This is a genomic window from Clostridium sp. CTA-1, from assembly GCF_054768215.1.
In genome coordinates this window covers 145,197-158,748 of record NZ_BAAAAP010000003.1, presented here as the reverse complement: position 1 = coordinate 158,748, position 13,552 = coordinate 145,197, and the positions used below count along the sequence as shown (strand labels likewise).

The 13,552-nt window shown below is 28.1% G+C and carries 11 protein-coding genes; 1 reads left to right on the top strand and 10 read right to left on the bottom strand.

The features are described from left to right. Nucleotides 1–100: 100 nt before the first annotated feature. The 7 genes from ACYUEW_RS03595 to ACYUEW_RS03565 form a co-directional block, all read right to left on the bottom strand. Nucleotides 101–907: a hypothetical protein gene (locus tag ACYUEW_RS03595; RefSeq protein ID WP_460276233.1), complete on the bottom strand. Its 807-nt coding sequence runs from the start codon at nt 905–907 to the stop codon at nt 101–103. Beyond that, nucleotides 882–1,454: an RNA polymerase sigma factor gene (locus ACYUEW_RS03590; protein WP_460276232.1), complete on the bottom strand. Its 573-nt coding sequence runs from the start codon at nt 1,452–1,454 to the stop codon at nt 882–884. Before ACYUEW_RS03590 ends, ACYUEW_RS03595 begins: the two co-directional genes overlap by 26 nt. Nucleotides 1,455–1,782: 328 nt before the next feature. Continuing rightward, a complete protein-coding gene (locus ACYUEW_RS03585) occupies nt 1,783–3,441 on the bottom strand; it encodes a SulP family inorganic anion transporter (RefSeq protein ID WP_460276231.1) in 1,659 nt (552 codons plus the stop codon). Between the two features lie 393 nt (nt 3,442–3,834). Beyond that, the gene (locus ACYUEW_RS03580) at nt 3,835–5,181 is read right to left on the bottom strand and encodes a HAMP domain-containing sensor histidine kinase (protein WP_042385378.1); all 1,347 of its coding nucleotides are present in this window, start codon (nt 5,179–5,181) and stop codon (nt 3,835–3,837) included. 22 nt (nt 5,182–5,203) lie between these two features. Beyond that, nucleotides 5,204–5,896: a response regulator transcription factor gene (locus ACYUEW_RS03575; RefSeq protein ID WP_003483165.1), complete on the bottom strand. Its 693-nt coding sequence runs from the start codon at nt 5,894–5,896 to the stop codon at nt 5,204–5,206. A gap of 165 nt (nt 5,897–6,061) precedes the next feature. Beyond that, complete coding sequence (locus ACYUEW_RS03570) at nt 6,062–7,270, bottom strand: ABC transporter permease subunit (RefSeq protein ID WP_460276229.1); 1,209 nt, start codon at nt 7,268–7,270, stop codon at nt 6,062–6,064. A 4-nt stretch (nt 7,271–7,274) separates the two neighbouring features. Continuing rightward, nucleotides 7,275–8,180, bottom strand: a complete 906-nt coding sequence (locus ACYUEW_RS03565) for an ABC transporter ATP-binding protein (protein ID WP_003483161.1) — start codon at nt 8,178–8,180, stop codon at nt 7,275–7,277. Between the two features lie 356 nt (nt 8,181–8,536). Here ACYUEW_RS03565 and ACYUEW_RS03560 point away from each other — a divergent pair, with 356 nt between their 5' ends. Then, nucleotides 8,537–8,740: a hypothetical protein gene (locus tag ACYUEW_RS03560; protein ID WP_460276228.1), complete on the top strand. Its 204-nt coding sequence runs from the start codon at nt 8,537–8,539 to the stop codon at nt 8,738–8,740. Nucleotides 8,741–8,869: 129 nt separating this feature from the next. Here ACYUEW_RS03560 and ACYUEW_RS03555 read toward each other — a convergent pair whose 3' ends face one another. From ACYUEW_RS03555 to ACYUEW_RS03545, 3 genes are all read right to left on the bottom strand, one after another. Continuing rightward, nucleotides 8,870–9,916 carry a PLL family lectin gene (locus tag ACYUEW_RS03555; protein WP_042384159.1) on the bottom strand — a complete coding sequence of 349 codons (1,047 nt, stop codon included), beginning with the start codon at nt 9,914–9,916 and terminating at the stop codon, nt 8,870–8,872. A 167-nt stretch (nt 9,917–10,083) separates the two neighbouring features. Further along, the gene (locus tag ACYUEW_RS03550; protein ID WP_460276227.1) at nt 10,084–10,782 is read right to left on the bottom strand and encodes a response regulator; all 699 of its coding nucleotides are present in this window, start codon (nt 10,780–10,782) and stop codon (nt 10,084–10,086) included. Further along, on the bottom strand, nt 10,775–13,495 hold the full coding sequence (locus tag ACYUEW_RS03545; RefSeq protein ID WP_460276226.1) for an ATP-binding protein: 2,721 nt from the start codon (nt 13,493–13,495) through the stop codon (nt 10,775–10,777). Before ACYUEW_RS03545 ends, ACYUEW_RS03550 begins: the two co-directional genes overlap by 8 nt. Between the last annotated feature and the right edge of the window lie 57 nt (nt 13,496–13,552).

Sequence of the window (13,552 nt, the reverse complement as noted above, 5' to 3'; positions counted from 1 at the left end):
TTAAAGATTCCTAATTTTAAAGCAATTCTTATGCTCAATTAGAATGTACTTATAAAAATATCCTTCTACATATAATAAAATACTTTATTTCCTGTTTACCTTATTCTTCATACTGAAAGTCTTTCACTTCTGTTTTCATATATTTTTTAAGAGCCATATAGTACAAATATATACCAACCACTGCCATAGTCATATAAACTGCCATGTTTATATACATAATTTTTTGTATAAAATATTCATTTTTAAATAAAATGGATACTAATAAAATCCAAAAACTTATAGCCCCTAATGAAACATAGTATCCCCTAATATTTTTTGCTATAATAAATGTTATAAGATTTATCCAAACAAAAGGAACTATCCACAAAATATTAATTTTTAATAGTTCAACATCTATGCCACTTTTAAAAAATAATAGGCTCATAACAGTATTTAAAATAATATTAAAAATCCCAATTATTATAATCCTACTAATTATTATTTCTTTACCTGAAATTTTAAAACTTAGTTCTAGTTCTAACATATTATTTTCTTTTCCCTTAAAAACTTCTATTAAGCCTAATAATAAAGGAATAGGACTTATTGACATAATAACTTTATAAGGATTAATACTCATATTTATAGCTAATTTAAAAGTTATTAAAAATACTAACATGCTTATAATCCAATATAATTTATTTATATAACTTATTTCTATTTGCCCTCTACTTAACAATTTCTCAAATATCTGTAATAAACTTTTCTTTTTAGAAACATAAATTCTTAAATTTTCTATGCACTGATCTATTTCGTTTTGGGTGGGATACTCAACACTATAGTCATTAAAAACATCTATAAATTGTTCCATTTCTTTCTGTGAAATATCTAAAAACTCTTTATCCTTAAATACTTCTTTTGTTTCTTTCATTACTATCCCCCCTTTGTAATAATGTTTTAAGCTTTCCTATAGCAAGCCTTAATCTTGATTTTACAGTGGACTCCTTTATTTCTGTTATATTAGCTATATCCCTTATTTTCAAATCATTATAGTATCTTAATATAACTACTTCTCTTTGTTCTTCTGGCAATAACATCATGGCTTTTTTAATTTCCTGTCTTTCTTCAATCTTTTCTAAATAATTTATAACATTTTCCTCTTCATAAACCTGCTCTAAAGAGCTGCCATCAACAGTGCTATGTTTAACATAAGCGCTTTTCCAATAATCTTTACAAATATTTAAAGCTATCTTCAAAATCCAACATTGAAAATTACCTTTATGACTTTTAAAGATTTTTAAGTTTTTCATAATTTTTATAAAGCTCTCCTGAGTCAAATCCAGTGTAGTATGATACTCTCCTACATTTCTATATATAAAAGCATATACCAATTTATAATTTCTACTTACAAGTACTTCCATAGCAGATTGGTTTCCACTAATAATTTCATTAACCAATTCTTCATCACTCAGTCCCAAAATTATCCCCCCTCCATAAGTAATACGATATAGCTCTATAAAAGGTTTAAATTTAATTATATTATTTCTTAATTATATAATCCCACCCATTTTTTCTAAAGTGTAGGTGATATCAGTACTTATATACGACATAGGACTTTTAAATAACTGAAGTTGAAAATTTTAAGATACCATACTTTTATATAATCTAGGAAGGATAATAATAGAATAGAATTTTGCTTTATTATAAACAAAAAAGAATCTATAACATAGACCTTTTATAAATGTCTACCTTATAGATTCCATTTCAACTTTACTTAACTTTATTATTTATGTTTTCATATAAAAATTAACTAATACAACAATTATTAGCTGCTTTTATAGCTTCCTCTAAAGTTCTTATAAATCTATTTTCTCCTAATCTTGAAACCATTCCCATATTTTTCATAACCCCCATAGGTTGAGCTTGTACTTCGGACATAATTAATTTTATTTCCTCTTCTATGCACAGTTTTTCTATTTTCTTTAACTCACTATAAGCTGTAACATCTAGTACAGGCATATTTTTCATTCTTAATATAACCACTTTTGACTCTGTATCTAAGCTTTCTATTGAAGATATAAAATTATCTATACCTGCAAAAAATAGTGGACCATTTATGTCATATATTAATATTTCATTACCTATTTTATTTGTATGTATACTTTCTAGACTTAATTTTTTAGAACAATAATTTTCATCCAATTCATTGACTTCTATAGCCAAAGCCATTTTTCTCATAAATAAGCACATGGATATGAATATCCCTACTTCTATAGCTATTACTAAATCAAATATAACTGTTAGAAAAAATGTAGCTAATAATATTATTACATCACTTTTTGGTGCTTTTAACATAGCTTTAAAAATTCTCCATCCACTCATATTATAAGATACAACTATTAATATAGCTGCTAAAGTAGTCAATGGAATGTACTTTGCTAATGGCATAAAAATCTTCATTATTAATAATAATGTTATAGCATGTACCATTCCCGCTATAGGAGTTCTTCCTCCATTTCTAACATTAGCTGCTGTTCTTGCAATAGCTCCTGTAGCTGGTATTCCGCCAAACAAAGCTGACGCAATATTTCCAACCCCTTGTGCTATTAACTCCGTATTTGAATTATGTTTTTCACCTATCATACCATCTGCTACAACTGCAGATAATAAAGATTCTATAGCTGCTAAAATGGCTATAGTAAAAGCTGGCTTAATTAACTTTTGTACCGTGATAATATCTATCCCTGGTAATTTAGGTAGTGCTACTTTTGATGATATTTCCCCAAATTGAGTTCCTATAGTTGCCACATCTAGCTTTAAAAAATAAGCTATAAGAGTAGATAGTATTAGTGCAACTAACGCTCCCGGTACTTTTTTACTAAATTTAGGCCATATTATTAAAACTAATAAAGAAAAAATGCCTAGACTTAAAGTTTGCCAACTTAATGTTCCCATATTAGATATGTACATTGACCATTTTGGTAAAAATTCAGATGGTACTTTATTTATTGCTAACCCTAAGAAATCCTTAACTTGAGTAGAGAATAATGTAACAGCTATTCCTGCTGTAAATCCAACTGTTATTGGATAAGATATGTATTTAATTAAAGAGCCGAATCTTAACAACCCAAAGATGATAAGTATTATCCCCGCCATCAATGTGGCTATTACAAGTCCATCTATACCATATTTTTCTATGATACCATATATAATAACAACAAAGGCTCCTGTAGGTCCTCCTATTTGAACTCTACTTCCACCTAAAAATGAAATTAAAAATCCTGCTATTATGGCTGTAATAAGTCCCTTTTCTGGGGATACTCCCGAGGCTATACCTAAAGCCACAGATAATGGTAAAGCTATTATAGCTACTATAATACCAGCTATAAAATCTTTTATTAATCCTTCTTTGGTTAATCCTCCCTCTTTGCATTTTAATATGTCTAAAATTTCTGGTTTTAACATTTATTTACCTCCTTGTACTCAACTATTATTATACCGCTTTATCAGTGTAAATTCTTTTTTATAATAGGTTGCATTTGTACAAGAATTTAAGTATATAAGAGGTTTTTAATACTATTTAGCATTGTTAACAATTTATTAATTTTTTTATTATGATTTTTAAATAAAAAATAAAGTTCCCCTTTTCCTGGAAACCCTTCTATCCGATGACTACCCGCTCTTTACTCCCATCTTTTTCAAAATGGGAGTAAAGAGCGGGTACGTCCCTGGATAACGATTTCTCCTAAAGGATAACGACTTCTAAGGAGTAAAACTCCTAAGAATTCTGTTAATAAGCTTCAGAGAGAGTAAAAACTCCCTCTGAAGCCAAGAACTCTGTTTATACTATATATGTTATTATAATTTTATTATAATTCCCAATTTCTTATTTTTCATTACTGCATATAACTCTCCTTCATGAAGTTTTATTACCTCTAGAGCTATAGCAAGTCCCAATCCTGCTCCTTTATTACTTCTTGATAAATCTTTCTTATAAAACCTTTTAAATAAAAAATCTAATTCATCTTCCTTTAGAGCTTCTATAGGAGTATTCCAAAATTCCATTACTATTCTATCTTTATTTTCACATAAATTTAAACTAATTTCTGTTCCTTTATAGCTATATTTTATAGCATTAGATATTACATTTTCTAATACTCTCATAAATTTTTCAACATCAACCTCTTTATATAAAGGTTTTTCAGGAAAATTCATAGATATAGTGATACTATTTTCTTTTAGTTGTGGATAAAATCCATCACTTATTTGACGTAGAATCTCTTGGAGATTTATATTTTCTTTATTTAGTTTAACATTTTTCCATTTTAACTTTGAAAATTGAAAAAATTCGTCTATAAGAGTTTTTAAGTATAAGCTTTGCTCTTCAATAGTATTTATATACCCTTCTCTTTCTTCATCTGTATCATACTTTTTCTGTTTTAAAAGATTTAGGAACCCTAATATAGATGTTAACGGAGTTCTTAAGTCATGAGATATATTTAATAAAAATTCTTCCTCATTCTTTTTATTTTCTTTTATTGTATCTCCCATGTCATTTAATGCTACTGCCAAAGATGTAAGTTCATTGTTATATTTTAAGGGTATTTTCTTTTCAAAATTTGATGAATAAAGTTTCTTTACTCCTTTTTCAATAAATATAATATACCTCAATCTTCCTTTTGCAAGTATTGCAAAAATAATCATAAATACAAATAACCCCGTGCACATTACAATAAGATCCCCATCTATAACAGAATCATGATTTATCGCTATATATAGATCACCACTTACCTTCTTTATTTCCCTAATATTTATAGTAATATCATTATCATATTTTTTTATTTCCAGTCCCTCTTTTATTATAGATTTACGTATATTATAAAAATTTTCTTCATTATTGGAACTTAGTATTTCCCCATTAGAATTAATAATAAAAACTAAAGTCTTGCCTCTAAAATCATATGGAAATTCTTTCTTTAGTTGTTCATCCATTTTATGTGGTGTTTTAAGCTCATTTATATGTTTTTTTACAAAACTATCTACCTGTTCTCCAACGGTTTTTTTATATTCTTTTATTATGAAGCTATTTTTAAAGTGTTCTGGAAATAAAAACTTATTGATATTATATGATGAAATATTTAGACTTCTTAAAGCCGCACAGACTCCAAAAACTGTAGTTACCAAAGCTATAATAAAAAGTATCATAAGTTCTGTTGTTAATCCAACTCTAAGCTTCCTTTTCAATCTTATAACCCACTCCCCAAACAGTTTTAATGTATTTTGAATTTTTCACAGTATCATTTAATTTTTCTCTTAAATTTCTAATATGTGTTAATAAACTATTATCATTTTCTAAAAATTCTTGTCCCCATACTCTTTCATATAACTCACTTGAAGGAAAGACTCTCCCTTTATTTCTAGCAAGTAAACATAAAATATCAAATTCTTTTGGAGTAAGTGTTATTTCACCTTCTCCCTTATATAAAGTGTGCTCTTTTAAATTTAATTCTAAATCTTTAATTTTTATAATATATTTGTCATCTTCAAATTCCCTTACATTACTCCTTCTTAAAATAGCAGACATTCTTAAAGAAAGTTCTATTAAATCAAATGGTTTTGTTATGTAATCATCACATCCAGAAATAAATCCTTTAATTTTATCTTGCTGATTATCTTTTGCTGTTAAAAATATAATAGGAGTATTAGTAAATTTTCTTATTACTTTAATAGCCTCAAATCCATCTATCTTAGGCATCATTATATCCATTAAAATCAAGTCAAACTTCTCATTTTTTATTTTGTTTAAAGCTTCTTCTCCATTATAAGAAAACTTTACCTCATACCCCTCTTTAATCAAAAATATTTGCAAAAATTCCACTATAGTTTTATCATCATCTACTATTAATATTTTATAATTCACTTAGCATTCCCCCTATCTGTCTGATATAATTATACCAAATAATTCCCAACATCAGAAAGTTAGGGGGGATTATATACTAAATGAATTATTTAAACTTGATTATGTTTTTAAGTTTTTGAAATTACACAAATATATATCAACGAAAAATATAGTTTGATGATATTTTTATAATATATCTCTTTTTACAAAAATAAAATTAGATATTAAATAACACCCTATAGTCCAGGCCAAAAGAATAAATATGATAAAAGGTATATTTACAAATGGTAATCCAATTTTAGGAATTATCTCTCTACTTATTACAAGTTCTCCAGTACTATAAGTGGAAAACAAGTAAGGCATAACTTTATGAATTACTAAGTTTCCTCCAGTAGCGTTATCTAATTGTTTAGTATTTATAATAGATATTACAGCAAACAATACGCCACTAATACTAATAGAAGTTGAACTTTTTTTAGTTAGTGTAGAAATCAATAAACATATTGATACAGTAGCCATTATAAATAGCATATTTATGCCTTCACTCAATACTACAAATTTAAAAACAGAAGACATTTTTAAACTACTTAAATCCGGTTTTACTCCCAAACCTATATTTGCAATTAAATCTTTATTCGCAATATATCTACTATAATAAGCCATTGGCTCTTTAAAAGATCCAAAACTAAACACTGTACCTAAAACTAAAAATGCTAATATTTTTATAATTAAAAATGATAAAATACAAACTAGAACTGAAGCCATAAACTTTGAAAATAAAACTCTTTCCCTAGAAACTGGTTTAGTTAAAAGAAGTTTTATGGTAGCTGGATTAAATTCTCCTGACACTGAAGTAGATGTCATTATTGCTATAATTATTGAAATTATTAAAAATCCTATAATCATATTCACCTTAGGCATAACATTAAATGCAGTTATTTCATAATTTGGTGTAGGCCTAATATTATTATTTAGATAATAATCATTCATTGCTATTTGCTGCTTATATTCACTTATTGCTGCATTTTCACCATTTTTTTCTGACTCTTTTATCTGCTTTTTTAAATTATTATTATCTTTAGTTAATCTCTTTTTCCAATCTAAATTTTTATTTGCAATTTGAAATTTTAGATCTTTATTTCTTCTTTCTATACTTTTTATATTTTGCTCTATTTCATTTTTTCTTTCTTTAGGTATATCTTTATCTTTCTTTTTATTTTGCCAATACTCTAAATTTTTTTCATTAAAACTTAACATTGTTTCAGGTTTAGATTTCAATGTATCTTTGTACATTAAAACACTAATACATGCATATAAAACAATAAATATGCTCATAACAACTAAATATTTTCTTGATAAAATAATCTTTTTCATTTCATTTTTTATTAATTTCATATTTTTAAGCACCTTCCTCAAGTATTTTCATAAATTTATTCTCAAGATTGCTTTCAACCTTACATATATCATCAATGTTTACATCATTTTTACCTATCTCTTTTATTATCCTGGAAAAGTTTTTAGGACTTATTTCAACAACAATAGAATTTTGCTCTACATTAATATTCCTTACAAAATTTAATTTTGAAAATACATCTTGTATCTTTTTTATTTCATTAGTAGATATTTTTAATCTTTCAATATTAGAAGATTCTTCTGACACTGCTTGTATTGTTTTTATACTACCTTTATTTATAATTGCAAAGTGATCACACATTTGCTCAATTTCAGATAAAATATGTGATGATATAAAAACTGCACTATTATTTTTTTTTGCTATATCTTTTACTATCTCTCTAAACTCATGCATTCCTATAGGGTCTAATCCATTTGTTGGCTCATCTAATATTAATAACTTTGGATTTGATAATATAGCTTGACCTAGTCCTAATCTTTGTTTCATTCCTAAAGAATACTTTTTAACCTTATCATTGATTCTATCTTTTAATCCCACAAGTTCTGCAACTTCATTTATTCTTTCTTTAGTAATATCACCATATAAGTCTGCATAGTATTTTAAATTTTGCATTCCTGTTAAATCATTATACATATCTGGATTTTCAACTATACAGCCTACATTTTTCAAAGCCTTTATTCTTTCTTTTTGTATATCATGACCCATAATTTTAATACGCCCTTTTGTTGGAGCTATAAGACCTACCATCATTCTTATAGTAGTTGTTTTTCCTGCTCCATTAGGCCCTAAAAATCCAAATATCTCTCCCTCTTTCACTGAAAAACTAACATCCTTAATTATTTCTCTTTTCCCAATTTTTTTATGAATATTTTCCACCTGAAGAACTTCCATTTTTTCTCCTCCATTTTAAATTAATATAAATTTAGAAATTATTACTATATATTTAATATACATAACAAAACTAAAGGAAAAAGAAATATAAACTAAAGAAAATATAAAGATTATAGAATAGCATTTAAAAATTAATTCTGTACAAAATTTAAGGTAGTGTTAAGGTAAAATACACCTTTATGTAATATTCAGATGATAACCTAAAAGTCAATAGATAGTTTAACATGTAATAAATTTTTAACTATTTAAGATAAAAAACAAATGAAATTAAAATAGGAAAGGAAGGTGAAATCCCTTATAAGTTTACTAAACTGATAATACAGTTAATTTTTGTAACTTTTATATAAGGATTCTTTATGGCAAATAATTTATTTTTATTTAGTATAATAATTTTATTTATTGGATTTTTTTTCATGGGAATGAGTAAATTATCCTTTAAATGGAGAGCTTTTACAAATACGCCAGCTTGGAATGGAGCAACTATACCATTTTTAATGATAGGACTTGTATTTTTTATAATTGGATTAATATTAGTATATAGTTTTTATCCATTCAAATAACAAGAGCTCCCTAAGGAGCTCCTAATAGCTTTTCTATTTCTCTATAAGCTATAAAAATAGCATAGATCATAAATATAATTTTTCACCAGATAAAAATATTACAATTAATAATACTCTGATATTTTGTAACTAATTTCTAAAAATATGCCACATTGCATTATTTCTGCCTCTAGCGAACACATCTGTTCTGTTTGGCCCCCAGGATACTGCAGCTGGATCAGAGGTTATAATATTTCCTCCAATCATTGACCAATTACTCCAACGTGATCCGTTCCAAGACCTGGTCATCAATTGATTGTTTGCTCCCCTAGCAAATACCTCTAATCTATTAGATCTTCTAGAAGAAACAGCGGGACCAGAAGTTAATCTTCCTCCAAGGTCTTCCCATCTACTCCAGCGAGATCCATTCCACCATAAATGATTCAGACGGTTACCTTGGCCGCGTGCAAATACATCAATTCTATTGTTTCCCCAAGACACGGCTGCTGGTGAAGAGGTTAATCTTCCACCAAGACTTTCCCATTCACTCCAACGAGAACCATTCCACCATTTATGCCAAAGAGCATTATCTGTTCCCCTTACAAAAGTATCTATTCTATTAGGTGCCCATGAAGATGCGGCTGGTGAAGATGTCAAGACACCTCCAAGACTTTCCCAGCTGCTCCAGCGAGAACCGTTCCAAAATATATGCCACATAGCATTATCTGTACCTCTAGCAAATACATCAATTCTATTATTTCCCCAAGATACAGCTCCAGGAGCAGAAGTTAATCTTCCTCCAAGACTTTCCCATTCGCTCCAACGAGAACCATTCCACCATTTATGCCAAAGAGCATCATCTGTTCCCCTTGCAAAAGTATCTAATCTGTTAGGAGCCCATGAAGATACTGCTGGTGCAGAAGTTAAAACTCCTCCAAGATTTTCCCAGCGACTCCATCTACCACTAGGAAATGGTATGTTCACCTGCCTATCTAAAGATCTAGTATCATTAGAATCTTCCTCATCATAAAAAAGATCATCCTCTTCCATGTTACTGTAATTCTCAGTCTCATCATTATAATCTTCAGCGTCATTATAATCTTCAAAATCTTCGATAGATCTCATTTGTTCATTTGGAAATGGACAAGGAAATTGCTGCATGTAACAAGGAAAACAAAAAAATAGATTATTATACATTAGGAACCTCCTTATATTATTGTTCCTGCCTAAACAGTCATCAATTATATTTTATGACTAAAAATAAAACCTGTTACACTTTAATTAGTTAGCAATCTTAAAATAAAAAATCCTATGCTTCTATTAAGCATAAGATTTTTGTTTACAGATTTATTTTTTATTTATTACTATTCATCTACTAATCTATATCCCACTCCAACTTCAGTATAAATATATTCTGGCTGAGCTGGATTCTTTTCTATCTTTCTTCTTAAACTTGCCATAAATACTCTAAGTGATTGAGTTTCATTGCCTATTGCAGAACCCCAAATATCGTGAATAATAAAATTATGAGTTAATACCTTCCCTGGATATTTACAAAGAAGAGCCATTATTTTATATTCTATTGGAGTTAAATGTATCTCTTCATTATTTATCACAACTCGCCTTTTGTTAAAATCAACAATTAAATTTTTAACTTTAAAAATATCTCTATTCTGATTTCCACCTTTATCAATTATTGCATGCCTTAGAGCTACCCTAACTCTTGCTAGTAATTCTCCAATGCCAAAAGGCTTTGTCAAATAATCATCTGCACCTTGATCTAATGCCTCTACCTTTTGTCTCTCATTTTCTCTTGCAGAAACAATTATTATAGGAATATTAGACCATTCTCTTACTTTTTTAACAACCTCAATGCCATCCATGTCTGGAAGTCCTAAATCTAATATTATTAAATCAGGTTTGTATGACATTGAAAGTGCAATAGCTTCGTTCCCTTTATCTGTTTCAATATACTTAAATCCCTGCGCCGCTAAGGATGCCGTAATAAAATTTCTTATGGGTCTATCATCTTCAACTACAAGGATATATTGTTTATTATTCATATTTGCTTTCCTCCTTCGGAATATAAAATCTAAAAACAGCTCCTCCTGCTTTTTTGTTATAAGCATCAATCATTCCATTATGAGCTTCAACTATAGATTTACAAATAGCAAGTCCTAAACCTACCCCTCTCCTTGAATCAGATATTTTACTTCCATTTGTAAAAAATCGATCAAATATATGTGGCAATATTTCTTCAGATATTCCATTTCCATTATCAATAACCTCAAAAAACACCTTTTCTTCCTTTTCATAAGCTCTTACTTCAATCAATGAATCTTTTGGAGTAAATTTCAAAGAGTTGTCAAGCAAATTTATAAGTACCTGCTTGATTAAACTGCCATCCATTGGAGCCATTATAACATTTTCAGGAATTTTTACTTTAATCTTGCGATCTTTAAATCTTTTTGAAGTCCTTTGAACTGCTTCATATATTACTTCTTCCACAAGTTCCATATTTTTCTTTATTTCCATATTTCCTTCTTCAAATCTTGTCATACTTAGTAAATTTTCAACTAATCTTATAAGCCATTCAGTATCATCATAAACACCTTGAAGAAGTTCTTCTTTCTTATCATTAGAAATAAGATTTCCATTTTCAATAATAGTGCTTACTGATCCTTTTATACCTGCCAGAGGGCTTCTTAAGTCATGGGAAATTGATCTTAATAAGTTACTTCTTAATCTCTCACTCTCTATTTCTAATTTAGAATTTTTTTGTGTTTCAGCAAGAATTTCTCTATCTAGTGCAATAGAAATTTGGCTTGAAATAGTCTGAAAAATAAATTTTTCTTCAGTTTTGAGCACCCCATTGATGCATGATATCCCTATAATACCTAATAATTTATCCTGACCTTTTAATGGCATATAATACCCTTTTGCTCCATAAAATGTATTTGTGCCGCTACCTGATTCTTTATCATTTAAAAATGACCAATAAGCAACAGCTTCTTCATCTTTATTCAGTAAAATATTATTTTTTTCTCCCTCGTCTGAATTATAAATAAATGGAGTTGAAAGTTTATTTTCCTGTGATAAATAGCAAACAACCGTTCTTTCCAAAAGTCTAGAAATATACTTTATTCCTATAGCTACGACATCTGCTTTCCCCGTTGCGCTTAGCAATTTTCTACTTACTCTATATAAAATCTGTGTTGTATTTTCCCTTACTAAAGAATTATGTACTTCTCTTTGAATTTTATTTGTAAGTGTTCCAATCATAAAAGTTACAGCTAACATTATAGGAAAAGTAGCTAAATAACTTTTATCATAAACCTGTAGCGAATATATTGGCTCTGTAAAAAAATAATTAAATAGCAGTACACTAATTATAGAAGATAAAAATCCCAAAAAATACCCTTTTGTTTTAATATTTACGATTATAACCCCTAAAATAAAAATCATAATGACATTGGATTCACTAAAACCTAAGTAGTAAAAAAATAATGAAATTGCTGTAGCAATAATCATTATTAAACTTGATAATAAAACTTCTTTGAAAGATATTTTGAAAATTTTATTGCTATTTTGTATATATATTCTATTTTTTTTATTAAACATTGAATTTGGTATGACATAAACATCTATATAATAATTAGATTCCATAAGCTTATCAACTATATCTTTTGCATAAAAGTGAAATAAATTATTGGGTTTCCTATGATTTTTTCCTATTACTATTTTAGTAACATTTCTAAATTTTGCATATTGAATTATTTGCTCAACTATATTATCACCATATAAAGTAACTACTTCTCCCCCTAATTGCTCTGCTAAATTAAAATTTGCATTTAATCTTTCTTTATCTTCCTTACTAAAATTTTGTGCCTTTGTGGTTTCAATATATACTGCTATCCATTTAGAATGATATGCTTCTGCCATTCTTGTAGCAGTACGGATAACTCTGGCAGATGAAGGAGAAGTTCCAATACAAGCTAAGATTGGGTCCGATGTAGGCATTACTGTTATTTGTCCTTTTGATAGTCTCATGCTTTCTACTTCATAATTTACTCTATCTGCTGTTCGTCTAAGGGCAATTTCTCTAAGTGCAAACAGGTTATTTTTAGTAAAAAAGTTATTAAAAGCTTTTTTTATCCGATCTTTACTATATATTTTTCCATCGCTAAAGCGCATTAATAACTCATCTGGTTCAATATCAATTAATTCCACTTTATCTGCTTCGTCAAATATTTTATCTGGAATGGTTTCTCTTACAGAAATATGAGTTATACTTTCAACTATATCATTTAAACTTTCTATATGTTGAACATTTAAAGTAGTATATACATCTATTCCATTATCTAAAAGCTCCTCTATGTCCTGCCATCTTTTTTTGTGTCTTTGATTACCTATATTGGTATGGGCAAGTTCATCCACTAATATTATCTCAGGTTTTCTTAAAAGCGCCTTATCTAAGTCAAATTCTCTTAAAGTTATTCCTTTATAATTAACCATTTTAGATTCTATACTTTCAATACCGTCAATTAAAGCCATAGTTTCCGGTCTTGCATGAGGTTCAATATACCCTATAATTATATCTTTACCTACTTTTTTCATATCATGGGCTTCCATAAGCATTGCATAACTTTTACCTACCCCTGCGGCATAACCAAAAAATATTTTTAGCTTTCCTTTTAAGGATTGATTTTCTTCTTTTTTCACCTGATTTAGAAGATACTCTGGATCTGGTCTTTTATCGCTATCTATTGAAATCATCTCCTACTCTAATATATAAGCTTAAATATTTAATAAAATTATACAACCTTTTATCTA